Below are 23647 nucleotides of genomic sequence, written 5' to 3'. Positions count from 1 at the left end.
GGTCGTCGGATCGCGCGGCGGGCGATACGAAATCCGGCCGGTCCGGCCGGAGAACCGTATCATACGGTTTCCGGTTAATCCTTTCGGGATGCCGGAAACGGTTCCTGCGTCACGATGCAAGGCTCATCACGATGCAAGTGTCGTCACGATGCGAGAGGTATCGTGCCGTCTTGCGGTGCGGACGGAACGGCCCTCAACGCCCGATCCTTGCGGATTTGGCAGCGTCGCGCCACCAGGTTTCCGGCACGCCGCGGTCATAGTGCGGCTTGGCCGCCGGCCGGCCGAACACGTCCCAATAGGCCAGCCAGTGGCTCGCCTTGTACCAGTGCGGCACCCAATAGCGGCCGGCGCGCAGCACGCGGTCGAGCGCCCGGCAGGCGGCGACGAGGTCGGCACGGGTCGGCGCCGACAGCGCCGCCTCGATCAGCAGGTCCACTGCCGGATCGGCGACGCCGGCGAGGTTGTCGGACCCCTTGAGCCCGGCCGCCGACGAGGCGAACAGCGAGCGCAGCACCTCGCCGGGCGTCGGGCCGAGATTGAAGCGCTGGACGATGGCGTCGAAATCGAAGTCGGCGCGGCGCGCTTGGTACTGCACCGGATCGACGAGACGCATCGTCCCCTCGACTCCGATAAGCTTGAGGTTCTTGATCAAAGCGGCATGGTGCGGCTCGAAGCTGCGCTCGAACATCAGGAACTCGATGGCGAGCCGCTCGCCGCGGTCATTGACCCGACGGCCGCCCTCGACGCGCCAGCCCGCCGCGTCGAGGAGCTGCGACGCCCGCCGCAGCAGCGAGCGGTCCTGGCCCGAGCCGTCGCTCACCGGCGGCATCACCGCGGCGCCGAACACCTCCGGATCCAGCCGGTCGCGCAGCGGCTCCAGCAGCGCCAGTTCGTCCACGTCGGGGGCGCCGTGCGCCTCGAGGTTGGAGTTCTGAAAGAACGAGTAGGCGCGCAGGTACGAGCCGAACATCACGTTCTGGTTGACCCACTCGAAATCGAACGCGAACTGCAGCGCCTCGCGCACCCGCCGGTCCTTGAACACCGCGCGCCGCGTGTTGAGGAACCAGCCCTGGGTGCCAGACGGCGTGTTGTCGGGCGTCTCGTCGCGCACCACCCGGCGGTCCTTGAGCGCCGGGAAGTCGTAGCCGCGCGCCCATACCCGCGAGGTGAACTCCTCCCGGAACAGGTACTCGCCGGCCTTGAACGCCTCGAAGCCGACGTCGCGGTCGCGGAAATACTCGTAGCGGATGACGTCGAAATTGTTGGTGCCGCGCATCGCCGGCAGGTCGGCGCCCCACCAGTCCTTCACCCGCTCGTACTCGATGAAGCGGCCGGGCTCCATCCGCCCGACCCGGTAGGGGCCGGAGCCGAGCGGCGGCTCCAGCGTCGCGGCGTCGAACGTCTTGCCGGCATAATAGGCCTTCGACAGGATCGGCAGGCCGGCGACAAAGAGCGGCGCATCGCGGGCCCGGTCGGGCGCGAAGCGCACCGCCACCACGTCGCCCTCGGCGCTCGCGCTCTCCAGCCGGTTCAGCACCTGGGTGATGCGCGGGTGCCCCTCCCGCTTCAGGATGTCGAGCGAGAACACCACGTCCTCGGCCGTGATCGGCGTGCCGTCGTGGAAGGTGATGCCCGGCCGCAGGCGGAAGCGCACGTCGAGCCCCTTGGGATCGATCGCCACCGCCTGCGCGGCGAGGCCGTACATCGCATCCGGCTCGTCGAGCGCCCGCGCCATCAGCGACGCGAACGTCCGCTCCAGCCCCTGCGCGCCGTCGCCGCGCAGCACGAACATGTTGAGCGTGTTGAAGGTGTTGGGATTCTGGTTGTAGGCGAAGGTCGGGCCGATCTGCGAGAACGAGCCGCCCTTGGGCGCCTCGGGGTCGACATAGTCGAAATGCGAGAACCCGGCCGGATACTTCAGGTCGCCGAAGGCGGACATGCCGTGGACTTCGGGGACCGGCGCGGCCGCCGCGGGGGGCGACGCGGCCGCGCCGGCGCGGGCTGCGAACGGGCTTGTTGCGAACGGGCTTGCGGCGGCCCCGGCAAATACCGCGAGCGTGCCGCGGCGGGTCAGGCGAAGCACGGTCATGGGCGGCCCTTTGGCTGGAGGGGTCGCGGCGTTCAGGGCCGCGCGGGCTGGCGGGTCTTCTCCGCCCTCTCGGCATCCCACCACCAGATGGTCGGGAACGACGCGGCGCCATAGGCCGGCATGCGCTCGGGCCGGGCGAAGCGGTCCCAGCGCGCGGTACGCTGCTTGCCGTAGGTCCACTGCGGCACGACGTAGTGGTTCCACATCAGAACGCGGTCGAGCGCGCGGGTGGCCGCCACCAGCTCCTCGCGGGTCTTGGCGAAGATCACCCGCTCGATCAGCGCATCGACCGCCGGGTTCCGGATGCCGCCGACATTGCCGGTGCCGGGCACGTCGGCTGCCTCCGAGCCCCAGAAGTAGCGCTGCTCATTGCCGGGCGACAGCGACTGGCCCCAGGAATTGACGACGATGTCGAAATCGAACTGGCGCAGCCGGTTCTGGTACTGGGTCTCGTCGACGGTGCGCACCGACACGACGATGCCGAGCCGCTCCAGCGAGGGCTTGTAGCGCAGCACCACCCGCTCGAAGTTCGGCTGCGCGATCAGGAACTCGACCATGAACGGCTCGCCGGTCTTCACATTGGTCAGCCGCCGGTCCTTCACCTCCCAGCCGGCCTCGCCCAGCAGCTTCAGCGCCTCGCGCAGATTGGCGCGGGTCGCCTCCGGGCTGCCGCCCTTGGGCGTCGGGTAGGGCTCGGTGAACAAAGCCGGTGGCACCTTGTCGCGCACAGCCTCCAGCATCTCCAGCTCCTTGCCCGCGGGCACGCCGGAGGCGGCAAGCTCGGTGCCGTCGAAATAGCTGCCGATGCGGTGGTACTGGCCGTAGAACAGCGCCTGGTTCAGATCCTCGAAGTCGAAGGCGAGGTCGAAGGCGCGGCGCACCCGCCAGTCCTGGAACTTCTCGCGGCGCAGGTTGAACGCGAACGCCTGCATGATGCCGAGATTGCGGATCGGGAACTCCTCAAGCACCACCCGCTTCTCGGCCACCGCCGGAAAGTCGTAGGCCGTGGCCCAGTCCTTGGCGCTCGATTCGGTGCGCCAGTCGAGCTGGTCGGCCTTGAACGCCTCCAGCGCCACCGTGGTGTCGCGGAAATACTCGAAGCGGATCTCGTCGAAATTGTTGATGCCGACATTGACCGGCAGCTTGGCACCCCAATAATCCGGCACGCGCTCATAGACGATGGTGCGGCCCGGCTCGGCCGACTTGATGCGGTAGGCGCCGCCGCCGAGCGGCGCCTCCAGCGTGGTGGCGGTGATGTCGCGCTTCTTGCCGGAGGAATCGGTACCCTCCCACCAGTGCCGTGGCATCACCTGGAACTCGCCGACGATCTGCGGCAGCTCGCGGTTGCCGGGCTCGTCGAAGGTGAAGGTCACCTCGTGCGGGCCGGTCTTCGCCACCGATTTCACATGCTGGTAGTAGCGCTGGGAGGTCGGCGAGTTCTTGCGCCAGACCTCGAACGACCAGATCACGTCCTCGGGCGTGACCGGCTTGCCGTCATGCCAGCGCGCCTCGGGCCGCAGCCGGTAGCTGACGGAGGAGAAGTCGGGCGGGAACGACACCGCCTCGGCCAGGAGCCCATAGGCGGTGCCGACCTCGTCGGAAGACGGGGTCATCAGCGTGTCGTAGATCAGGTCGAGGCCCATGGCGATGTTGCCGCGGACATTGGCGACCACCGGATTGAGATTGTCGAACGTGCCCATGGCGGCGAGCCGCGCCGTGCCGCCCTTGGGCGCCGCCGGATTGACATAGCCGAAATGGGCGAAGTCCGGCTTCTCCTTGGGCTCGCCGAGCAGCGACAGGCCGTGGCGCCAGACCTTGGCGGGGGCGGCGGCCCCGGCGGCGTCCTTGGCCGCCTCCTGGGCGTGGGCGGGGGCCGCAGCCAGCGCGGCGGCAAGGAAGGCCGCACAGACGGCAACGGGCAAGCGAACAGCACGGAAATCGAGCCAGGCCACGCGAAATGCTCCAAATGGTCGAAACCGGAAGGACCGGGGGGCGTCTCTGATCGGGTCTCCGGCCCAAGGGCCGAAGTTCCGCAGTCCGGTTGCCGAAGATCCCGTTTTCGAACAAGGGGTTTCGGCAGGATTGCCCGGAAGCCCGCGAGAGGGTCCCGGAAATGGTCTGATGCGACAATTATGGCGCGATTTTGTGTCCGCGCCACGCGATGGTCGCAGGCGACACGATCGCCCGCCCGCCGGCTGCGCAAGCCAACCACGTTGCGCCCTCCCGGCCAACCCTTATAAGCGGCGCCAGCCGTTCCGGCAGAGGCAACGGGGGCGCGATCCCCTGGTCCGCCGGACCCGCCGCCACCCGGTCCGCAGAACCAAGTCCGCCGCCACCGAGTCCATCATGTCTGCCGAGCCCGCCGACCGCGTCGTCCTGATGATCCCGGCCCGCTTCGCCTCGACCCGCCTGCCCGGCAAGCCGCTGGCGGACATCGGCGGCCGGCCGATGATCGCCCATGTGGTCGAGCGCGCCCGCGACGCCGACCTCGGCGAAGTGGTGGTGGCGACCGACGCCGAGGCGATCGCCCAAGCCGCGGAAGCCGCCGGCGCCCGGGCGGTGATGACCCGGGCGGACCACGCCTCGGGCTCCGACCGCATCTTCGAGGCGCTCTCCACCATCGACCCGCAGGGCGCCATCGATCTCGTGGTCAATGTGCAGGGCGACCTGCCAACCATCTCGGCCGATGCCATCCGCGCTGCGCTGGCGCCGCTCGCCGATCCCGCCGTCGATATCGCCACGCTGGCGGCCGAGATCGTGCGCGAGGAGGAAAGGGACGACCCCAACGTGGTCAAGGTGGTGGGCTCGGAGGTCGCGCCCGGCCGGCTGCGCGCGCTCTATTTCACCCGCGCCACAGCACCAACCGGGCCGGGGCCGCTCTATCACCATATCGGACTCTATGCCTACCGGCGGGCGGCGCTCGCCCGCTTCGTTGCCCTGCCGCCCTCGCCGCTGGAGCGGCGCGAGCGGCTGGAACAGCTCCGCGCCCTGGAGGCCGGGATGCGTATCGACGTCGCCCTTGTCGACACCGTGCCGCTCGGTGTCGACATGCCGGCCGACCTCGCCCGCGCCCAGCACCTGCTGCAGGGCGCCGTATCCAACCGACGAGACGTGTGATGTCGCAGAAGACCATCGTGTTCCAGGGCGAACCCGGAGCCAACTCGCATATCGCCTGCCAGGAGGCATTCCCCGAACACAAGGCGCTGCCGGCAGCGACCTTCGAGGACGCGCTGGCCGCGGTGAAGGACGGCTCGGCGGCGCTGGGCATGATCCCAATCGAGAATTCGGTGGCCGGGCGCGTCGCCGACATCCACCATCTGATGCCGACCTCCGGCCTGCACATCATTGCCGAGCACTTTCTGCCGGTGCGCCACCAGCTGATGGCGATCCCGGGCGCCACGCTCGCCACCATCAAAACGGTCGAGAGCCACGTCCAGGCGCTCGGCCAGTGCCGGCGCACCATCCGCAAGCTCGGCCTCAAGGCGGTGATCGCCGCCGACACCGCCGGCTCGGCCCGCCACGTCGCCGAGGCGCACGATCCCACCCGCGCCGCCATCGCCTCGCGCCTCGCCGCCAGGATCTACGCCCTCACCATTTTGGCCGAGGACATCGAGGACGAATCGCACAACACCACCCGCTTCGTGGTGCTGGCGCGCGAGCCGAACTGGGCGCCGCCCGGCAACGGGCCGACCATGACCACCTTCATGTTCCGGGTGCGCAACGTGCCCGCCGCGCTCTACAAGGCGCTGGGCGGCTTCGCCACCAACGGCGTCAACATGACCAAGCTGGAAAGCTACATGATCGAGGGCAGCTTCTCGGCCACCCAGTTCTACGCCGACATCGAGGGCCACCCCGACGACCGGCCCGTGAAGCTGGCGCTGGAGGAGCTGGGGTTCTTCTGCGAGGAGCTGAAGATCCTCGGCGTCTACCCGGCCGACCCGTTCCGCAAGACGCTGAACGGCAGAGCGGGGTGATGCGGTTTCCGGCTGATCAAGCCGGGAAACCGTATTCCGATCGCCGAAAAATCCTCATCCGCTCAAGGATTTTCGGCGAGGGCGTTTCCGGCATCCCGAAGGGATCAACCGGAAACCGTACGATTCGGTTTCCGGCACGCGGCGTCGATCCTGGCCGGGCCGGCGCTACGCCGCCTGCAGCGTGAACTCGACGCGAACCGCATCGAAGGGAAACTCCACCCGGCCGTCGTCGGTGCGATCAAGCAGCCCGGCTTCGAGCAGGGCGTGGATGTCGCCGTGCACCGCCTTGACGTCACGGCCGGCCCGGCGGGCGGCGGCGCGGATGGTCAGGGGGCCGGCGCCGGCCATGGCCTTGAGCAGCTCCCACCGCTTGGCGGTCAGCACCTTCCACAGGAGTTCCGGCGAGGCGAAGCTGATCCGCGCACCTTGATCCGCGCCGGTAAACGCCGCGAGCGCACGCCGGCTGACCTCGGCGGGGGATGCCACATCAAGCGTCACCGTCGTCATGCTCGATCCTCCAATCTGCCGCCCGCAGCGCCTCGACCTCGGCCCAGAAATCGGCCAGCAACCGTTCGGGACCCTGAAAGAAGTAAGGTTCCTCACGGCGCCCGACATGCCGGTGGTCGCCCTTGCCAGCCTCGTTGTCGTAGCGAAGGATGCATTCGCCCGAAACGACCAGCGCCAAACGATACTTCAAGCTGTGTCGCGAGCCGGGAACCGGCTGAAGCACGCGCCAAACCGCGACTTCCACGAAAACCCGCTCGTCGAGCACATGGCGTTCACGAAGCAGGCGATCCGCGGGAATGTTGGAGCTTACACCAACAATCGGGACGATCAAAGCCAAGAGCGGCTGCCCCGTGCCGCCGACGCCTCACCCGCCGAGCGACGGCAGCCGGCACACCGAGGTCACGACCAGCCCGCTCTTGACGATGCGGGCCAGGGCCTGCGCCAGGGGCTCGATCGCCACCATCATGTGGAAGGCGTTGGCGTGGACCAGCGTCTGCGGATCGCTGACGATCGCCACATGCCCGCGCCAGAACACCAGGTCGCCGCGCTGGACGTTGGCGAAATCGACGCCCGGATCGACCGGCCGGCCGAGCGCCGCCTCCTGCAGGTCGCTGTCGCGCGGCGCCCGGATTCCGGCGGCGTCGAGCGCCACCTGCACCAGACCCGAGCAGTCGAAGCCGAGCGGCGTCTTGCCGCCCCACAGATAGGGCACGCCGAGCAGCCGCTCGGCGACGGTGACGAAGTCGCGCTCCACCGGCCCGGCGATCGGGCGGACGTGGTGGGCGGGGATATAGCCGCCGGCGGCGGTGACAGCGAACCGGCCCTCGGTGCCGGCGATGGCGATGCGCGCGCCGAGCGGCGGCGCCGTCAGCGGCGGCAGCTTGATGTCCGGCCCCGGGAAGATGAAGGTGCGCGGCACCCGCACGCAATGGGTCGGCTCCGGCCCCGGCGGCGCCAGCATGGCGCTCGGCAGCCAGCCGACATAGCCGTCGACCTCGAGCTGGCCCCAGGCCCAGCCCTCGGGCGTCGCCTCGTAGATGGTGGCCCGCTCGCCGAACAGCGCCTCGGTCACCATCGGCTGGTCGGGGATCGGCTCGCGCCGCATCGGCGCGGCGGGCACCGCCACCTCGCAGACCGTGCCGGCGACATAGCGCGCCGCGGGCACCTTGCCTTCGAGGTGGAGGGCGGCGAGATCCGGGCGGGCAGGGGTGATACGCGGATCATAACCGGTCATACGGGAAGCTCCCTGGCGCGCGCCACCACGAGGTCGCCGAGACGCTCGACAAAGAGCGAGCCCCGGACGGTGCGCTGGATGATGACATTTCGGCGGTCGGTTTCGTCGCGGCGGCGGGTGACCAGCCCGAGCTTGCCCATGGTGTCGAGGGCGCGGGTGATGACCGGCTTGGTGACGCCGAGCTTGGCGGCAAGACCACGAACGGTGTGGGGGGGCACTTCCAGATACACCGTCAGCAGAATGGCGAGCTGTCGCTGAGTCAAATCGGGCTCGCTGTCGCGGACCTGGTCCAAGGCAAGGTCGTGCAACAGTTTGAGCGCCTGGGAGGTGCGGAGTTCGACGGCCATCGGCTGCGGGATCGTTACGCCCGCGTATTATTCTCTCCCGCCTGCCGTGCGCAAGGTCAACGCCACGAATCAGCGCGAGAATTTCTCCACGAGCAGCGAATCGAGCGCCCGCACCGCGCTGGCCTCGCCGCCTTCCGGCCGGCCGGGCTTGGGCTTGGGCGTCCAGGCATAGATGTCGAGGTGCAGCCAGCTTTTCGCCCGCTCGACGAAGCGCGACAGGAACAGCGCCGCCACGATCGAGCCGGCGAAGCCGCCCGCCGCCACGCTGGCGGTGTCGGCGATCCGCGAGTCGAGCCCCGCCGCGTAGGGCCGCCACAACGGCAGCCGCCACAGCGGATCGGCGGTGGCGGCGGCGTGCCGGGCGAGGGCTGAAGCAAGCTCCTCGTCGTCGGTGAAGGCGGGCGCGATGTCCGGCCCGAGCGCCACGCGGGCGGCGCCGGTCAGGGTGGCGAAGTCGATCAAGAGGTCCGGCGCCTCGGCATCGGCGAGGGCGAGAGCGTCGGCCAAGACCAGCCGACCCTCGGCGTCGGTGTCGCTGACCTCGACGGTGAGCCCCTTGTGGCTGGGATAGACGTCGCCGGGGCGGAAGGCGGAGCCCGAGACCGCATTCTCCACCGCCGGCACCAGCAGCCGCAGCCGCACCGGCAGGCGCCGTTCCATCACCAGCTTCGCCAGCGCCAGCGCCGCGGCGGCGCCGCCCATGTCCTTCTTCATCAGCAGCATGGCCGCGGCCGGCTTGATGTCGAGCCCGCCCGAATCGAAGCACACGCCCTTGCCGACCAGCGTCAGCTTCGGCGCGCCCGGATCGCCCCAGACGAGGTCGATCAGCCGCGGCGCCCGCACCGAGCCCTTGCCCACCGCATGGATCAGTGGAAAGCCGTGCGTCAGCAGATCGTCGTCGACGATGGCGGAGACCTCGGCGCCGTGCGCCGCGCCGAGCTCCCGCACCGCCTGTTCCAGCTCGGCCGGACCGAGATCGTTTGCCGGCGTATTGACCAGATCGCGGGCGAAGGCGACGGCGTCGGCCAGCCGCGACACCTCCTCGCCGTCCACCCCGGCCGGCACCACCAGCCGGAACCGGGGCGGCTTGACGGTGCGGTAGCGCTGGAAGCGGTAGGCGCCAAGCAGGATGGCCAGCACCGCCAACGCCGGCTCCGGCGGCAGATTGGCGAAGCGCCAGAAACCCGCCGGCAGCAGCTCGGCAAGCCGGCCGGCGATGAGCCGGTCGCGCGTCGGCCCGGCCTCGCCCAGGCCGAACAGCAGCCCCCCGACGCCGCCATGCTCGGCCGGCAGCAGCAGATGGCGGCCGGCGTCGGGCACGAATCCCGCAGCCTCCGCGAAGGCCGCCGCCCCGGCGTCGAGCGCCTCGCGCACCGAAGACCAGTCCGCGGGCGTGGCGAACCAGATCGGGAGCGCGTCGGAATCGTCTGCGATCAGAATGGGATGCATCGGGGCTCTTCCAGCGGGGGGAGCCCCGCCGATAGCACGCGCCGGGCCGGCGGGGAAGCGCGCGCCACGGTGAGTTTAACCGGGCGTTAGGGTTAAGCGTTTATTGCTTCGACCCGAGGCGGGCGATCGAAGTCCCGCGTCGGAGTCGCTCATGTCCGGTTGCAGGCGCTATTCGCCAGGCGTGCATCGCGCTCGCTTTTCCGTGCTGGCCTTGGCCACCGGCCTCGGGCTGATGCTCGGCGGCTGCGCCGCCACCGGCGACATCACCGGCTCGCTGGGGTCCGGCAGCACCGCCGCCCAGAGCCAGACCGACTGGCGCCAGCGCGCCGACAGTCTGGCCGAGCGCTATCGCCGCGACCCGGGCAATGCCGAGGTGGCCATCGAATATTCGCGGGCGCTGCGCGCCTCCGGCCAGCGCGCCCAGGCCGCCGCCGTGCTGCAGCAGGCGGCGCTGCGCAATCCGAAGAATCCGAAAGTGGCCGGCGCCTATGGCCGGGCGCTGGCCGACAACGGCCAATACAACGAGGCGCTGGAGGCGCTGTCGCGCGCCCATTCGCCCGACCAGCCGGACTGGCGAATCCTCAATGTGCAGGGCGCCGTGCTCGACCAGATGGGGCGCAACGCCGAGGCCAAGGGCGCCTATCAGCAGGCGCTGGCCATCAACCCGGAAGAGCCGACCGTGCTGTCCAATCTCGGCCTGTCCTACATGCTGTCGAAGGACCTGACGCAGGCCGAGGCGGTGCTGCGCCGCGCCTCCGCCCAGGCGGGCGCCGATGCCCGCGTGCGCCAGAATCTGGCGCTCGTCGTCGGCCTGCAGGGCCGGTTCGAGGATGCCGAGCAGATCGTCTCCAAGGACCTGCCCCCGGCCGAGGCCCAGGCCAATGTCGCCTATCTGCGCGAGATGCTGTCGCAGCCGAACAGCTGGAAGCAGATCGGCGACGCGGCCGCCCCGGCAAAGGCGAAGCAGAAGACGACCGCCACCGCCCGCCGCGCGCCGGCCCGCTCGGAAAACCGCAGCCTCACCGCCGAGCTGCGCGGAACGGCCGACCAGCCGGAACACTGACGCCGGCACGCGGCCCGACGTGCGCGATGATGCGCCCCTGTTGCACCGACGGCAGCTAACGCGGCCCGTTGGCTCCGGTCGCGGATTTTCGCCAAATTATTGATTTCGGATGAGAAAATCCGCGAGAGTCAATGGCCCCACGCGTCAGCGTCTGGGGCCGCTGGTATGCCGCGTCTCCGAAAAATTCCGGTTCGGAAAGAGGATTTTCCGCGGCCGGCCGGCGCCTCGACCAGACCGGATACCGTATCCCTACCGGTTGGCGATCTGGATGCCGGCCGGGCCGAGGATCACCACGAACAGCACCGGCAGGAAGAACAGGATCATCGGCACCGTCAGCTTGGGCGGCAGCGCCGCGGCCTTCTTCTCGGCTTCCATCATCCGCATGTCGCGGTTTTCCTGCGCCATCACCCGCAGCGTCTGGCCGAGCGGCGTGCCGTAGCGCTCCGACTGGATCAGCGCCATGCACACCGCCTTGACCCCTTCGAGATCGACGCGCTTGGCGAGGTTCTCATAGGCGGTGCGCCGGTCCTGCAGATAGGACAGCTCGGCGGTCGTCAGCGTGAATTCCTCGGCCAGCGGAACCGAGCTGGTGCCGACCTCCTCTGACACCTTGCGGAACGCCGCCTCGATCGACATGCCCGATTCGACGCAGATCAGGAGCAGGTCGAGCGCGTCCGGAAACGCGCGCCGGATCGACTCCTGGCGCTTCTGGATCTGGTTGCTGAGGAACAGATCGGGCGCCTTGAGGCCGACATAGGCGCCGCCAAGGCAGATCAGCACCTTCACCGTCATCGAGACCTGCAGCGGCACGATGACGAACACGTAGAGCGCCGCGACCGCAAACAGCGCCACCGGCGCCACCAGCCGAAAGAACAAGTAGACGGTGTAAGGACCATGGCCGCGATAGCCGGCCTTGCGCAGCATCTCGCGGATATGGTCCTCGCCCAGCCATTTGCGCAGATTGAGGCGCTCGACCGTGACCCGCATGTATTCCTTCGGGCTCTGCCCGCGCAGGCCGACGCGCTCGCCGCCGGCAAGTCGCTCGCGCTCGCGGGCGCGGATGGCGGCGCGCTCGACGGCGACCGCCTTCATGCGCTTGTCAAGCTCGTCGGCAGGGAACAGCGAGCTGATCAGCGTCCACGCCGTCGCCGTCACCGCGATCGCGGTGAACAGCCCCACCAGGAAGGTCGTATCGTGCAGCCTGGAAATGATGAGGTCGAGCATGGCGGCGCTCCTGGGGCATCGCTGCAGGTCAGACCCAGCGACCTGCGGACAAACGTGTACGAACCGGCGAACCTGGGCCACCCGGTCCGATGCGATCGGATCTGACGCCCCGGAGCATTCTCCGCAAAAGTGGATACCGGTTTTGCGAGCGAGAATGCGACAGTCCAAGAGCCTGGAGCGTCCGATCCGATGCGATCGGATCTGACGCTCTAGAAATCGAAATTGATCATCCGCTTCATCACCAGCACGCCCATCCCCATCCACATGACGCAGCCGGCGAGCATCATCCGCCCGACCGGGGTGATCCACAAAAGCTCGATGTATTTCGGGCTGGTGAGATAGACCAGGACGCCGACGATGACCGGCAGCGCGCCGATGATGCCGGCCGAGGCCTTCGCCTCCATCGACATCGCGTTGATCTTGGCCTTCATCTTCTTGCGGTCGCGCAGCACCCGCGACAGATTGCCCAGCACTTCGGACAGATTGCCGCCGGAGCGCTGCTGGATCGCCACCACGATGGCGAAGAAGTTGGCCTCGGGCAGCGGCACGCGCTCATAGAGCTTGCTCACCGCCTCGTGCAGCGGCACGCCCATCGCCTGGGTCTCGACGATCAGGCGGAACTCGCTGCGCACCGGCTCCTGCGCTTCCTTGGCGATGATGCCGATGCAGTCGGCGAGCGGCAGGCCGGCCTTGACGCCGCGCACGATGACGTCGACCGCCGAGGGAAATTCGAGGTTGAAGAGCTTCTCGCGCTTCTTCTTGAGATGACCGAGCAGCCAGCGCGGCACGCCGAAGCCGCCGGCGAAGCCGGCGCCGATCACGATCAGGATGTGCTGCTTCGTCAGCAGCGCCAGCAGGGCGAAGCCCAGGCCGATGGCGACGCTGATCAGATAATACTGCTTCTTCGACCAGCTCAGGCCGGCCTGTCCCAGCCGCGCCGCCAGCGGCGGATTCTTGGCGTTCTTCTGACGCTCCTCGAGCGCCTTCAGCGATTCCTCGACCTGCTGGCGGCGGCTCGCCGCCGGGTCGTCGCGGCGCGTCCGGCGCACGGTGGCGACCGACTGCGCCGACACCTGCGTCATGCGCTTCTCGGCCTGCCGTTCGCCCGACAGCAGCGGATAGAGGAACACCCACGCCGCGCCGCCGGCGGCGACGACGGCGAGCATGATGACGGCAAGGGTTTCGAGTTCCATCGGCTCAGCCCCGCAGCGGCGCGTCGTCGACCTCGGCCGCGTCGATCGCCGCCGCCAGCCGCTTCTCCTCGCCGAAATAGCGTGCACGTTCCCAGAATTTGGGCCGGCCGATGCCGGTCGAGCGGTGACGCCCGATGATGCGGCCATTGGCATCCTCGCCCAGGATCTCATAGAGGAACAGATCCTGGGTGATGATGACGTCGCCCTCCATGCCGAGAACCTCGGTGATATGGGTGATGCGGCGCGAGCCGTCGCGCAGGCGCGCCGCCTGCACGATCACGTCGATGGAGGACACCATCATCTCGCGGATGGTCTTGGACGGCAGCGCATAGCCGCCCATGGTGATCATCGATTCGATACGCGACAGGCACTCGCGCGGCGAGTTGGCGTGCAGCGTGCCCATCGAGCCGTCATGGCCGGTGTTCATCGCCTGCAGCAGGTCGAACGCCTCGGGTCCGCGCACCTCGCCGACGATGATGCGTTCGGGGCGCATACGCAGGCAGTTCTTGACCAGATCGCGCATCGTCACCTGACCCTCGCCTTCGAGGTTGGGCGGACGCGTCTCCAGGCGCACCACGTGCGGCTGCTGCAGCTGCAGCTCGGCGGCGTCCTCGCAGGTGATGACGCGCTCGTCGTGGTCGATATAGTTGGTGAGGCAGTTGAGCAGCGTGGTCTTGCCCGAGCCGGTGCCGCCGGAGATGACGGTGTTGCAGCGGACGCGGCCAATGATCTTGAGGATCTCGGCGCCCTCGGGGCTGATCGAGCCGAAGCGGACGAGCTGGTCGAGGGTGAGCTTGTCCTTCTTGAATTTGCGGATGGTGAGCGCCGGCCCGTCGATCGCCAGCGGCGGGGCGATGACGTTGACGCGCGAGCCGTCCGGCAGGCGCGCGTCGCAGATCGGGCTCGATTCGTCGACGCGGCGGCCGACCTGGCTGACGATCCGCTGGCAGATGTTCATCAGCTGCTGATTGTCGCGGAAGCGGACCGCGGTTCGCTGAATCTTGCCCTGGGTCTCGATGTAGACGGTGCTGGCGCCGTTGACCATGATGTCGGCGATATCGTCGCGCGCCAGCAACGGCTCCAGCGGGCCGTAGCCCAGCACGTCGTTGCAGATGTCGGTGAGCAGATATTCCTGCTCGGCGATCGACATCACGATGTTCTTGATGGCGATGATCTCGGCGACGATGTCGCGGATCTCTTCGCGCGCGCTCTCGGGCTCCAGCTTGGCAAGCTGGGTGAGGTCGATCGCCTCGATCAGGGCGCCGAAGATCTGGCTCTTGACCTCGTAGAAGCGTTCGGAGCGGCGCTGGTCCGGCGGCGGCGCGGGGGGCGCGCGCACCGGCTCGATCGGCCGGCTCGCCTCGGGGCTGCGTTCGGAAACCAGAGGCGGCGCCGGCACGGCCGGCATCGCCGGCTTCACGGCAACTCCGGTGCCGCCGTCGTTCTGGTTTGCTCCGACACCCGAGCGCTTGCCGAACATGGCGACCTCAGCTCTTTGCCAACTTGGCGCGCATCTTCTCCAGAAGCGGCGTCAGCAGGGTGGATGCCCGCGATTTGCGGGGATCGGTCTTTCCCGTGATGGTCTGGGCAAGTTGACGGAAGATCTCGGTGGCGCGGTGCTTGGCGTCGACCTCGGCGATCATCTGGCCGTTGTTGGCGGCAGCGCCGAACAGCTGCGGCTCGAACGGCATCGACACCACCGGCTGGGCCTCCAGCGCCTTGGCGAAATCGGCCGCGCGAATCTCGGGCCGCTTCGGCACGCCGACCTGGTTCAGCATGTAATAGGGCGGCCGGTCGTTGGGACGGGCGGTGCGGATCAGGTCGATCAGGTTCTTGGCGTTGCGCAGCGACGCCAGGTCGGGCGTGGCGACGATCAGGATGTGGTCGGCCGAGATCAGCGCCCGCTTGGCCCAGCCGGTCCACAGATGCGGAACGTCGAGCACGATCCACGGCACGCTGGTGCGCAGCACGTCGAGCATCGGGTCGGGCGCCTCGGCCTCGATGTCGTAGGTGCGCTCCAGCGTGGCCGGCGCCGCCAGCACCGACAGATGGTCGGCGCACTTGGACAGCAGCCGATCGACAAAGGCGGAATCGACGCGCTCGGGCGAGAAGATGGCGTCGGCGACGCCCTGCGGCGGATCCTGATTGTAGTCGAGGCCGGCGGTGCCGAACGGCAGGTCGAGATCGACCACCACCGTGTCGATGACGATGTCGCGGGCGATCGCCCAGGCGATGTTGTGCGCCACGGTGGAGGAGCCGACGCCGCCCTTGGCGCCGACCACCGCCAGCGTGCGGCCGACCGGCTCGGCGTCGGGCGCGGCGAACACGCCCGAGACCGCGCGCACGATATCGAGGCTGCTGATCGGCGCGATCAGATAGTCCGACACGCCGCGGCGTGTGAGCTCGCGATAGAGCTGGACGTCGTTGAGCCGGCCGACGACGATGAGCTTGGTGCCGAGGTCGCAGCATTCGGCCAGCCGGTCGAGCCCGTCGAGCAGCTCCGTGCGCGAGCCCGAATGCTCGATGATGATGACGTTGGGTGTCGGCGCGCCGCGATAGGCCTCGAGCGCGGCGGCGATGCCGCCGGCCTGCACCTTGAGGTGCGCCTTGGCCATGCGACGGTCCTCGGCGGCGGCGGCAATGACGGCGCCCACCTCGTGGCTTTCGCAGAACGCCTGGATCGATACCCGCGGCACCGGCGCGATGTGATCGTCGCCCGGCGCCGCGGCCGGCGTATCGGCGGCGATGGCCAGATGTCTGGTCATTGCTTGACCTCGTCGCTCAGCTTGGACTCCAATTCCTTCGTCTTGGTCGCGGGATCCTCGCCCTTGATGTACTTCTCGACGACCGTCTGGCGGCGCGCGGCGCTGGGCGCCTGCTCGCGGCGCGGCTGTACGAGGTCGGCGGGATTGTCGACCATCGCGGCGAGCGCCCGCTGATTGGCGCAGCCGAAGTTCCAGTATTGGCGGTTCTCCGCCTGATGGAACATGTCCTGCACGCCGAGGTCGTCGGGCCAGACGCCGCACGGCCCGGCCTCGGCCTTGACCACCGGATAGACCACGCGGACCGGCGCCAGCGTGTCTTCCGGGAAGGGCTGATAGGGCAGCACCGAGATGCCGTGCGAGGGGATGCCGGTGGCAACCAGCAGCGAGCGCACCTCGCGCGAGGCCGCCCGGGCCGCCTGCTCGTTGTCGGTGCCGGCCGGCACCTCGATGAACACCGGCCCGGTGCCGCGGCGGCGCCAGCCGCCGGCAAAGGCGGTGAGTTCGGCGCGCTGCACCGCCGTCAGCGAGCCGCGGCCGGTGCCGATCAGCACCTCGTGCGTGGCGCGCCCTTCGACGATGCGGATCGGGTGGCGGTCGGCCACCGTGACCGGGTAGCCGCTTTCCACCACATGATTGGCGTGGCAGCCGGCAAGCGCGGTTGCGAGAGCGGCACCGGCGGCGACGCGGGCGATCAGTCGGGAACGCGGCATGGTGATCTCCGGTCCGCTCAATCGATGATGAAGCCGTAGGTGCCGTGATAGGGCCGGGTCGGGTCGATCCGGCCGGCGATGCCGTAGACGCGGTTGATCCGGCCGAGCAGGACGGCGGCGGGATCGGAGGCCGGGACGAAGCCGTCCTCAGGCGTCTGGAGCTGCTGGCGCGCCACCGGATTCACGATGTAGGGCGTGACGATGATCATCAGCTCGGTCTCGCCGTTCTGGAAGTCGCGCGAGCGGAACAGCGCGCCGAGCACCGGCACGCTCTGCAGCCCGGGCAGACCGGTCATCACCGCCTTGGTTTCTTCCTTGATCAGGCCGGCCAGCACCAGCGAGCCGCCGGAGGGCAGTTCGAGGGTCGAGGAGGCGCGGCGCAGCTTGATGCCGGGAATGGTGATGCCCGTCATCTTGACGCCGTTGTCGTAGTCGAGCTCCGACACCTCGGTCGACATGTTGAGGCTGACCCGGCCTTCCGACAGCACCACCGGGGTGAAGTCGAGCATCACGCCGAACTTCTTCCAGTCGATCTGGTAGCCGCTGATGAGCGTGTAGCCGGCGATGATCGGGAACTCGCCGCCGGCGGTGAACTTGGCCGACTCGCCGGAGATCGCGGTGAGCGTCGGCTCGGCCAGGGTGCGGATCACGCCGGCCTGCTCCAGCGCGCGCAGCTTGATGTCGACCGCGCTCCTGCCGCTGTTGAACGTGGTCTGGGTGTTGATATAGGCGCCTTCGGCCAGCCATTTGCCGGCGACGCCGGGCACGTTGACGGTGGCGAAGTCGACGATCGTGCCGGCATCGATCTGGCCCTTGAGATCGACGCCGAACTGCTTCGCCACGGTGCGCTGCACCTCGGCCACCACCACCTTGAGCATGATCTGCTCTTTGCTCTTGATGGTGAGGCCGTTGACCACCTTCTTGGGATCGCCGACCAGCCGGGCCGCCACCTCGGCGGCCTGGGCGGATTCGGCGGCATTGGCGACGGTGCCCGACAGCACCACCGAATCCTGCACCTGGTCGGCGCGGATATTGGCGCTCGGGATCAGCCGGCGCAGCGCATTCTGCACGCCCGCGGCATCGCGGCCGACCTCGATGTCGAAGGCGGCGATCTGCTGGCCGTCGCCGTCGAAGAACACGACATTGGTCTGGCCGTAGTCGACGCCGATCAGGAACACCCGGCGCGCCGAGCGCACCACGGCATTGGCCACGGCCGGATTCGCCACCAGCACGTCCTTGGCGTCGCGCGGCAGCTCGACCACCACCGACTTGCCGCGGCCGAGCGAGATGAAGCGCGCCTGATGCTCCGCGGTGTTGATTCGGATAACCGGCTCGCTGGCGCGGGCCGGCACCGGCACCGATGCCGGCAAGAGGAGAGCCGCGGCCATGACCGCCAGCGCCGTCCGGTGGATCCACCCTGTCATGACCCGCCCCCCGATCTTCAACGCGGCGCTGTGGTTGCGGCGCCGAAGCGGACGATCGTCACGCCGGTGCGCACCGGCTCCTGATCGTTGGCATCGGCAAGCGAGCGCAGTGCCAGGGAGAGATGTCCACTCTGGCGTGCCTGGGCCAGGATCTCGGTCTGCCTGGCACTCAACTCGAGCGTCGCCGTCTTGCCGACCACGACCTTCTCGCCGTTCTTCTCTTCGATGGTCTGGTCGATGGCGAGCACCCGCACATTCGTCAGCACCGTTTCGGCGAGGGTCTCATTGCTGTCGCCGCCCGACTTCTTGGTGACGATGACGTCGACGCGGTCGTTCGGCAGGATGAATCCGGCGGCGCCGGTCTCCGGCGAAATCTCCACCGAGATGGCGCGCATGCCGGCCGGCAGCATCGCCGCCATGAAGCCCGACCCGTCGGCCTTGATCAGCTTGGATTCGCGGATCGGCTCACCCTTCAGGAAGGGGGTGCGGGCGATCGCGCCGGCCAGCGTCTCGGGCGCATTGGGCTTCTGGGCGCGGGTGATGAAGTGCGCCCCGGCGGCGGCGGCGGGCCAGGTTTCCCAGTCGATGTCGGCCGGCTTGACGACATTGCCGGTGCCGATGTCGGCGCGCGCCACCAGCACCTCGACCGTGTCGATCGTCTTGACCGGCGCGGCAACCGGAGCCGGAGCCTTGGATTTGGTGGCCAGCAGTGCGGCCACGCCCCCCGCTCCGAGCGCGATGAGCAGAACCACGACGCGAGCGCTTTTCATGACGTCTTCCCTGATCGACCCGGCCAGACGGCCCGATCGATGGCGGATTAGATCAGGGAATGGTCAATTTATGGTTAACCGGCGTTCACCACCTGAGAAAGTCGATTAACAAACCGCAACGAATACCGAGAGATGTATCTTTGAGTTGTCGTATTTTATAAATTCGTTTTGGGGTTGTGGCGCCACAACTGTACGAGATCTTAAAACCTGCGCGAGAAGTCGCGCTGGAAAATACTAGTCAAGGTTGCAGAGCCGCCATCCACACCGTGTTCGGATAGATCAGCAGGCCGGCAGCGGCGAGCGCGATGCCATAGGGAATGCCGCTCTTGGCGCAGTGGAGGCGGGCCACCCAGTCCTGCCGCATCATCACCGCCGGCAGCGGCACAACCCGCGCCGACAGCAGCACGAGCGTCAGCAGGCCGCCGAGCAGCGAGGCGCTGAGCGCGTAATCGAGAAGGTGGCCCCAGCCCAGCCACAGCGCGGTGGCCGAGGCAAGCTTGGCGTCGCCGCCGCCCATCCAGCCGGCGGCGAAGAAGCCGAAGCACACCGCAAACATCAGGGCGGCGGCGCCAACGTGCCAACCGATGTCCTTGAGCGGCATTCCGATGAACAGCGCCGCCAGCGCGAAACCGCCAACCAGCGCCAGCGACACCTTGTTGGAGATGCGCATGGTGAGGAGATCGCTCGCCGCCGCGAACGCCATCGCCATCGGGAAGACCAGCAGCACCACCATCAACACGCTCATGCCCACCTCCTCGCCGCAGTCCGCGGCAGCGTCCGCAAGACGTCCGACCCAGGTCCGCCCCGGCGCGCGGCCCCGCCGCCGGCCGCGTCAGGTGCGCGCGGCGAAGGATGCCTAGCCGTCCATATTGGCCGTCAATATATGCAACCGGCCTAAACGCTCCGTTGCCGCCACCCCAACGCAAAGAGGCCCCGGACGATGCCGGGGCCCCATCTGCAGAAGTCTATTCTGTTTGGCCCAGCGGCTTACTTGAGAGCTGCCGCAATCGTGCCCCAAGTGGCATTGAGGTTGGTGCCAGCGAGCTGCACGGCGGTGATGATGACAACCGAGATGCCGGCGGCGATCAGGCCGTACTCGATGGCGGTGGCACCCGACTCGTCCTTAACGAAACGCGCGAGAATCTTCATGATCAGTGTCCTTCGGTCCACAAGTGTCTGTCTGCGCACGACCCGATAACCGTTGTCGTTCCGGCCTCTCGGGATCGGTCTGGACCTTAAGCCACCGGCTCTTTCCATCCGGTTAAACCGATCAAGGACTCGACCCGCAACAGTCGTTGCCTGCTTCAGGGTTAACCGATGCTGATCAAGATCTCTCGAATCTTGGGAATTACCGAAGCACAGCTTCCGTTGCGTCTCACCACAGCGGCGCCGCCCGTTCGAGCCGCTCCGCGATGGCCAGCGCGGCGACCAGCGTCGCCACCGACAGCCCGGCAGCGACCCAGCCATATTCTGCGGCCACCACCGCCCGCTCGTCCCGCCACAGACGCACGATGAGACTCTTCACGACACTCTCCACACCGGTTCGCGTTTCCCGGCGCCCTGGGGCGCCCGCGCCCGGATGCTAGTCGTCGGCCGTTTCACGGCGGATTAACTCAAATTGCCGGCATCGGTTCGCCTGCGGCAAACGGTTGGCGTGGTTAAGGCAAGCTTTCCGCCGAACCGGACCTCCGGCCGGCGGCACCGCCGCCGGTGCCGTTCGGACTTTCTTCACCATTTTCGGATCAATCTCGCCGCACGTGCGGGTTTCGCCCGCGCGGTTCGACTCGGGAGGGCCACCATGCGCCGTATCCATGCTCTCGCCTGGGCCATCATGTCGGCGGGCGTGCTCGCCGCTGCGCCGCTGGCGGTCTCGGACCGGGCGCAGGCCACCGAGACGATGACGGTGGTGCTCGATCAGGCGCGGGTGCTGCCGCTGCCGGCCGACGTCTCCACCATCGTGGTCGGCAACCCGGCGATCGCCGACGCCACCACCCAGAACGGCTCGCTGATGGTGGTGACCGGCAAGGGCTATGGCCTGACCAATCTGATGATGCTGGACGCCAAGGGCAAGACCGTCGCCGAGCATCTGGTCCGCGTGGTGTCGCCGCGCGACAGCACCGTGACCGTGTTTCGCGGCGGCAAGGAGATGGACCGCCTGACCTATGCCTGCGCGCCGCGGTGCGAGGGCGCCGTCGTCCTCGGCGACTCCAAGGATTACTTCGAAAACATGAAGAAGCAGTCCGAGGACCGCAACAAGCTCGCAAGCGGCGCAACGGCGCACTGATGCGGTTTCCGGTCGATCCCTTTCGGGACCCCGAACCCGGGTGCTTCCCATCCCGGCATGCTTGACGAAACCTTGCCGGCACCCCCGGCTTTTGCCGCCTCGCCCTAACCTGAAATCAACGGCCCTGCGATAGCGTCCGGCAACGTCCAATTGAGGCGGCGTCCGGCATCCCGACGGGATCAGCCGGAAACCGTGAAGAGGCGGAGCCGGAAAGATGGCGCGGGCAGACAGGCCGGGCTTTCGACGATCCCTTGCACACGCCCTGGCACGCAGGTGCGGCGGGCAGCCTTTTCGCCGCCTCAAGGCGAACAAGGACGGCGCAACCGCCGTCGAGTTCGCGTTGATCGGACCGCTGTTCCTCGGCCTGATGTTCGCGATCCTGGAGACCGGGCTGGTGCAGCTCGCCAGCATGCAGCTCGACACCGCCACCACCGAGGCGGCACGGCTGATCCTGACCGGGCAGGCGCAGACGCAGAACTTCACCCGGGAGCAGTTCAAGCAGGCCCTCTGCGCCAATGTGACCGCGCTGATCGATTGCGACAATGGCGTGCTGATCGACGTGAAGTCCTCGACCAGCGGCGTGCCGAGCCTGCCGTCGCCGACCGACGAGGCCGGCAATGTCACCGCCACCGGCGACAATTGGGATCCCGGCGCCGCCGGCAGCGTCGTGGTGGTGCGTGCGCTCTACCAGTACCCGGTGCTGATCCGTACCTTCGGCTTCGACCTCGCCGACCTCGGCAACGGCAAGCGTCTGCTGGTTTCGACATTGGCATTTACCAACGAGCCCTACGCTTCGGCGAGCGGCGGAACGGGTTCGCCGTGATGAACATCCCCCGCACGCCCTTTCGCCTGCGCCGTCTTCGCCGCTTCGGCCGGTCGCGGCGCGCCATGGCGATCGTCGAATTCACGCTGATCGCGCCCTTCATGCTGGCGCTGTTCTTCGGCGCCATCGAGGTGGGCCAGCTCCTCAGCATCGACCGCAAGACCTCGCAAGTGGCGCGCACGGTCGCCGATCTGTCCTCGCAGTTGCGCAATCCGCAGCCGAGCGACCCCACCAAGACCGTGGCCGGATGCTGGAGCGCCGTCGCGCCGACGCCCGAGGAGACCAAGATCACCGGCCTGCTCGACGTCACGGAGGCGGTGATGACGCCCTATTCGACGGCCGAGATGGGAGTGGTGGTGAGCTGCCTCGCCCTCGACAAGAACGGCACCGCAACGGTGAAATGGAGCCGAACCCGGCGCGGCAGCGCGCGCGCCCCGGGCAGCACGGTCGCCGTGCCGGCCGGCCTCGTCGACACCACGAAGACCACCTATTGGCTGCTGGGCGAGGCCACCTACGCCTACACGCCAACCATCGGCTACGTGCTGACCGGAACGTTCAACCTGTCCGACCAGATCTACATGCGCTCGCGGAGCTGAGGCGGCCGCCAGTGCGCCGTGAGTTGCCATGAGTAGGGCGGAATAGCGAAGCGTATTCCGCCAATCCGACATGCCGGCTGGTGACGGCGGAATACGCTTCGCTATTCCGCCCTACGGTCCTTCCGGAAAACGGTCCCGGCTCGCGCTTCGCTTGGCCGGGACGACGACTCTTTCCGCGTCGTCCCGGGCGAGGCGGAGCCGAGAGCAACTGTCATGCGGTTTTGGGGTCTCGCCAGGGTTTGTTGTCTCGAATCATGGCGTTGAGGATGGTCAGGAGCTTTCGAGCGATGGCGATGAGGGCGACCTTGGCGGGTTTTCCGCGGGCTTTGAGGTCGGCGTAGAGCTGTTTGGCCCACGGGTTCCAGTGGATGGCGGCGAAGGCGGCGAGATAGCAGGCGCGCTTGAGCGCGCGGCGTCCGGCCTCGATATGGGCCGGCCGCCGCGCTTTGCCGCTGTCGTTGCGATAGGGTGCGCAGCCGCCGATGGCACCGGCTTGGCGGGGGGTGAACCGGCCGAGTTCGGGAGCTTCTGCGAGCAGGACGCGGGCCGTCTTGTTGGCGATCCCCGGCACCGAGGTGATGATCTTGGCCTTGGCGTCCATCGCCGGATCGGCGGCGATCAACGCCTCGATGGCCTGTTCGGCCGCGGCGACGGTCTCGCGCAGGGCGGCGATTTCGGCATCGAGCCGGGCGGTGATGGCCGCCAGGGTGGGGTGGGCCTTGCGGTTCTCCAGGCGGCGGATGTCGGCCTCGGCGCGGGTGATTTCGCGCACCCAGGCGGTCAGGTCGCTCTGCGCTTGCGAGGGCTCCGGGAACGGCCGGCAGGGGTGATGCAGCATGAAGGCGCGGATGATGCGGGCGTCGAGCGGATCGCTCTTGGCGCGCTGGCCGCAGGCCTTGGCGAACTGGCGGCAGCGCCAGCTGTCGACCTGCAGCACGGTGAGGCCGGCCTCGCGCAGCACCGCGACCGCCAGGCGTTCATAGCCGCCGGTCGGCTCCAGGCCGGCGGTGGTGAGCCCGGCCTTCACCAGGCGCCTGGCCAAGCGCTGGAGAGCCGCGGGGGTGTTATCGACGCGCTCGACCTTGGTGTCGTCGAAGGCGATGTCGAGCCAGTCCTTGGAGACATCGATGCCCACAAGGTGGGTGGCAAGCGGCGTCGGGTGTGGCAGCATGGCAAGCATCCCAGGCTTGGAAGC

24 protein-coding genes are annotated in these 23647 nt (G+C 68.3%); 6 read left to right on the top strand and 18 right to left on the bottom strand.

Going from position 1 to position 23647, the window contains the following annotated elements; all coding sequences use genetic code 11:
* Positions 1-193: 193 nt before the first annotated feature.
* Positions 194-2089: an extracellular solute-binding protein gene (locus BLTE_RS17610; RefSeq protein WP_126401908.1), complete on the bottom strand. Its 1896-nt coding sequence runs from the start codon at positions 2087-2089 to the stop codon at positions 194-196.
* 32 nt (positions 2090-2121) lie between these two features.
* A complete protein-coding gene (locus BLTE_RS17605; RefSeq protein ID WP_126402287.1) occupies positions 2122-4011 on the bottom strand; it encodes an extracellular solute-binding protein in 1890 nt (629 codons plus the stop codon).
* 424 nt (positions 4012-4435) lie between these two features.
* Here BLTE_RS17605 and BLTE_RS17600 point away from each other — a divergent pair, with 424 nt between their 5' ends.
* A complete protein-coding gene (locus tag BLTE_RS17600; RefSeq protein WP_126401907.1) occupies positions 4436-5206 on the top strand; it encodes a 3-deoxy-manno-octulosonate cytidylyltransferase in 771 nt (256 codons plus the stop codon).
* On the top strand, positions 5206-6063 hold the full coding sequence (locus tag BLTE_RS17595) for a prephenate dehydratase (protein WP_162499895.1): 858 nt from the start codon (positions 5206-5208) through the stop codon (positions 6061-6063). Before BLTE_RS17600 ends, BLTE_RS17595 begins: the two co-directional genes overlap by 1 nt.
* Before the next feature lie 165 nt (positions 6064-6228).
* Here BLTE_RS17595 and BLTE_RS17590 read toward each other — a convergent pair whose 3' ends face one another.
* The 5 genes from BLTE_RS17590 to BLTE_RS17570 form a co-directional block, all read right to left on the bottom strand.
* The gene (locus BLTE_RS17590) at positions 6229-6570 is read right to left on the bottom strand and encodes an HVO_A0114 family putative DNA-binding protein (RefSeq protein WP_126401905.1); all 342 of its coding nucleotides are present in this window, start codon (positions 6568-6570) and stop codon (positions 6229-6231) included.
* On the bottom strand, positions 6551-6868 hold the full coding sequence (locus tag BLTE_RS17585) for a toxin-antitoxin system TumE family protein (RefSeq protein WP_126402286.1): 318 nt from the start codon (positions 6866-6868) through the stop codon (positions 6551-6553). Before BLTE_RS17585 ends, BLTE_RS17590 begins: the two co-directional genes overlap by 20 nt.
* A 66-nt stretch (positions 6869-6934) precedes the next feature.
* Positions 6935-7804, bottom strand: a complete 870-nt coding sequence (locus tag BLTE_RS17580; RefSeq protein ID WP_126401904.1) for a C40 family peptidase — start codon at positions 7802-7804, stop codon at positions 6935-6937.
* On the bottom strand, positions 7801-8151 hold the full coding sequence (locus BLTE_RS17575; protein ID WP_126401903.1) for a MarR family winged helix-turn-helix transcriptional regulator: 351 nt from the start codon (positions 8149-8151) through the stop codon (positions 7801-7803). Before BLTE_RS17575 ends, BLTE_RS17580 begins: the two co-directional genes overlap by 4 nt.
* A 69-nt stretch (positions 8152-8220) precedes the next feature.
* Positions 8221-9600 carry a leucyl aminopeptidase family protein gene (locus BLTE_RS17570; protein ID WP_126401902.1) on the bottom strand — a complete coding sequence of 460 codons (1380 nt, stop codon included), beginning with the start codon at positions 9598-9600 and terminating at the stop codon, positions 8221-8223.
* A gap of 151 nt (positions 9601-9751) precedes the next feature.
* Between BLTE_RS17570 and BLTE_RS17565 the strand changes: the two genes are divergently transcribed.
* Complete coding sequence (locus BLTE_RS17565) at positions 9752-10663, top strand: tetratricopeptide repeat protein (RefSeq protein WP_126401901.1); 912 nt, start codon at positions 9752-9754, stop codon at positions 10661-10663.
* A 249-nt stretch (positions 10664-10912) separates the two neighbouring features.
* On the opposite strand, the gene BLTE_RS17560 is transcribed toward BLTE_RS17565, so the two are convergent.
* The 10 genes from BLTE_RS17560 to BLTE_RS17515 form a co-directional block, all read right to left on the bottom strand.
* On the bottom strand, positions 10913-11887 hold the full coding sequence (locus BLTE_RS17560) for a type II secretion system F family protein (protein ID WP_126401900.1): 975 nt from the start codon (positions 11885-11887) through the stop codon (positions 10913-10915).
* 209 nt (positions 11888-12096) lie between these two features.
* Positions 12097-13080, bottom strand: coding sequence for a type II secretion system F family protein (locus BLTE_RS17555; protein WP_126401899.1), 984 nt, complete (start codon positions 13078-13080; stop codon positions 12097-12099).
* A gap of 4 nt (positions 13081-13084) precedes the next feature.
* Positions 13085-14560, bottom strand: coding sequence for a TadA family conjugal transfer-associated ATPase (locus tag BLTE_RS17550; protein ID WP_126401898.1), 1476 nt, complete (start codon positions 14558-14560; stop codon positions 13085-13087).
* A gap of 7 nt (positions 14561-14567) precedes the next feature.
* Positions 14568-15845 (bottom strand): CpaE/TadZ family protein, encoded by a 1278-nt coding sequence (locus BLTE_RS17545; protein ID WP_126401897.1) that lies wholly within the window; start codon positions 15843-15845, stop codon positions 14568-14570.
* Positions 15842-16555, bottom strand: coding sequence for a CpaD family pilus assembly protein (locus tag BLTE_RS17540; protein ID WP_126401896.1), 714 nt, complete (start codon positions 16553-16555; stop codon positions 15842-15844). The genes BLTE_RS17545 and BLTE_RS17540 overlap by 4 nt, the downstream gene beginning before the upstream one ends.
* A 17-nt stretch (positions 16556-16572) precedes the next feature.
* Positions 16573-17979, bottom strand: a complete 1407-nt coding sequence (locus BLTE_RS17535) for a type II and III secretion system protein family protein (RefSeq protein ID WP_126401895.1) — start codon at positions 17977-17979, stop codon at positions 16573-16575.
* 17 nt (positions 17980-17996) lie between these two features.
* Entirely contained in the window at positions 17997-18749 is a 753-nt protein-coding gene (gene cpaB, locus BLTE_RS17530; protein ID WP_126401894.1) for a Flp pilus assembly protein CpaB, read from the bottom strand.
* A 238-nt stretch (positions 18750-18987) separates the two neighbouring features.
* Positions 18988-19494: an A24 family peptidase gene (locus tag BLTE_RS17525; RefSeq protein ID WP_126401893.1), complete on the bottom strand. Its 507-nt coding sequence runs from the start codon at positions 19492-19494 to the stop codon at positions 18988-18990.
* 242 nt (positions 19495-19736) lie between these two features.
* Positions 19737-19901 (bottom strand): Flp family type IVb pilin, encoded by a 165-nt coding sequence (locus BLTE_RS17520; protein WP_126402285.1) that lies wholly within the window; start codon positions 19899-19901, stop codon positions 19737-19739.
* A 223-nt stretch (positions 19902-20124) separates the two neighbouring features.
* Positions 20125-20274 carry a Flp family type IVb pilin gene (locus tag BLTE_RS17515; protein ID WP_126401892.1) on the bottom strand — a complete coding sequence of 50 codons (150 nt, stop codon included), beginning with the start codon at positions 20272-20274 and terminating at the stop codon, positions 20125-20127.
* A 273-nt stretch (positions 20275-20547) separates the two neighbouring features.
* On the opposite strand from BLTE_RS17515, the gene BLTE_RS17510 reads away from it, so the two are divergent.
* The 3 genes from BLTE_RS17510 (at position 20548) to BLTE_RS17500 (ending at position 22452) form a co-directional block, all read left to right on the top strand.
* Complete coding sequence (locus BLTE_RS17510; RefSeq protein WP_126401891.1) at positions 20548-21033, top strand: pilus assembly protein N-terminal domain-containing protein; 486 nt, start codon at positions 20548-20550, stop codon at positions 21031-21033.
* A 340-nt stretch (positions 21034-21373) separates the two neighbouring features.
* Complete coding sequence (locus BLTE_RS17505) at positions 21374-21856, top strand: TadE/TadG family type IV pilus assembly protein (RefSeq protein WP_160140662.1); 483 nt, start codon at positions 21374-21376, stop codon at positions 21854-21856.
* Positions 21856-22452, top strand: a complete 597-nt coding sequence (locus BLTE_RS17500; protein ID WP_126401889.1) for a TadE/TadG family type IV pilus assembly protein — start codon at positions 21856-21858, stop codon at positions 22450-22452. The genes BLTE_RS17505 and BLTE_RS17500 overlap by 1 nt, the downstream gene beginning before the upstream one ends.
* Positions 22453-22663: 211 nt before the next feature.
* Here BLTE_RS17500 and BLTE_RS17495 read toward each other — a convergent pair whose 3' ends face one another.
* Entirely contained in the window at positions 22664-23632 is a 969-nt protein-coding gene (locus BLTE_RS17495; RefSeq protein ID WP_126396710.1) for an IS110 family RNA-guided transposase, read from the bottom strand.
* Positions 23633-23647 lie beyond the last annotated feature (15 nt).

Source organism: Blastochloris tepida (assembly GCF_003966715.1).
GTDB lineage: Bacteria > Pseudomonadota > Alphaproteobacteria > Rhizobiales > Xanthobacteraceae > Blastochloris > Blastochloris tepida.
Note: the sequence above shows the minus strand (reverse complement) of the source record. Positions and strands in the feature narration are given on the sequence as shown.

Bases quoted from the DNA above. Each gene is read 5' to 3' on its own strand.
- BLTE_RS17610 (WP_126401908.1), bottom strand. From the start codon at position 2,089: ATGACCGTGCTTCGCCTGACCCGCCGCGGCACGCTCGCGGTATTTGCC.
- BLTE_RS17600 (WP_126401907.1), top strand. From the start codon at position 4,436: ATGTCTGCCGAGCCCGCCGACCGCGTCGTCCTGATGATCCCGGCCCGC.
- BLTE_RS17595 (WP_162499895.1), top strand. From the start codon at position 5,206: ATGTCGCAGAAGACCATCGTGTTCCAGGGCGAACCCGGAGCCAACTCG.
- BLTE_RS17590 (WP_126401905.1), bottom strand. From the start codon at position 6,570: ATGACGACGGTGACGCTTGATGTGGCATCCCCCGCCGAGGTCAGCCGG.
- BLTE_RS17580 (WP_126401904.1), bottom strand. From the start codon at position 7,804: ATGACCGGTTATGATCCGCGTATCACCCCTGCCCGCCCGGATCTCGCC.
- BLTE_RS17575 (WP_126401903.1), bottom strand. From the start codon at position 8,151: ATGGCCGTCGAACTCCGCACCTCCCAGGCGCTCAAACTGTTGCACGAC.
- BLTE_RS17570 (WP_126401902.1), bottom strand. From the start codon at position 9,600: ATGCATCCCATTCTGATCGCAGACGATTCCGACGCGCTCCCGATCTGG.
- BLTE_RS17565 (WP_126401901.1), top strand. From the start codon at position 9,752: ATGTCCGGTTGCAGGCGCTATTCGCCAGGCGTGCATCGCGCTCGCTTT.
- BLTE_RS17560 (WP_126401900.1), bottom strand. From the start codon at position 11,887: ATGCTCGACCTCATCATTTCCAGGCTGCACGATACGACCTTCCTGGTG.
- BLTE_RS17555 (WP_126401899.1), bottom strand. From the start codon at position 13,080: ATGGAACTCGAAACCCTTGCCGTCATCATGCTCGCCGTCGTCGCCGCC.
- BLTE_RS17550 (WP_126401898.1), bottom strand. From the start codon at position 14,560: ATGTTCGGCAAGCGCTCGGGTGTCGGAGCAAACCAGAACGACGGCGGC.
- BLTE_RS17545 (WP_126401897.1), bottom strand. From the start codon at position 15,845: ATGACCAGACATCTGGCCATCGCCGCCGATACGCCGGCCGCGGCGCCG.
- BLTE_RS17540 (WP_126401896.1), bottom strand. From the start codon at position 16,555: ATGCCGCGTTCCCGACTGATCGCCCGCGTCGCCGCCGGTGCCGCTCTC.
- BLTE_RS17535 (WP_126401895.1), bottom strand. From the start codon at position 17,979: ATGACAGGGTGGATCCACCGGACGGCGCTGGCGGTCATGGCCGCGGCT.
- cpaB (WP_126401894.1), bottom strand. From the start codon at position 18,749: ATGAAAAGCGCTCGCGTCGTGGTTCTGCTCATCGCGCTCGGAGCGGGG.
- BLTE_RS17525 (WP_126401893.1), bottom strand. From the start codon at position 19,494: ATGAGCGTGTTGATGGTGGTGCTGCTGGTCTTCCCGATGGCGATGGCG.
- BLTE_RS17510 (WP_126401891.1), top strand. From the start codon at position 20,548: ATGCGCCGTATCCATGCTCTCGCCTGGGCCATCATGTCGGCGGGCGTG.
- BLTE_RS17500 (WP_126401889.1), top strand. From the start codon at position 21,856: ATGAACATCCCCCGCACGCCCTTTCGCCTGCGCCGTCTTCGCCGCTTC.
- BLTE_RS17495 (WP_126396710.1), bottom strand. From the start codon at position 23,632: ATGCTTGCCATGCTGCCACACCCGACGCCGCTTGCCACCCACCTTGTG.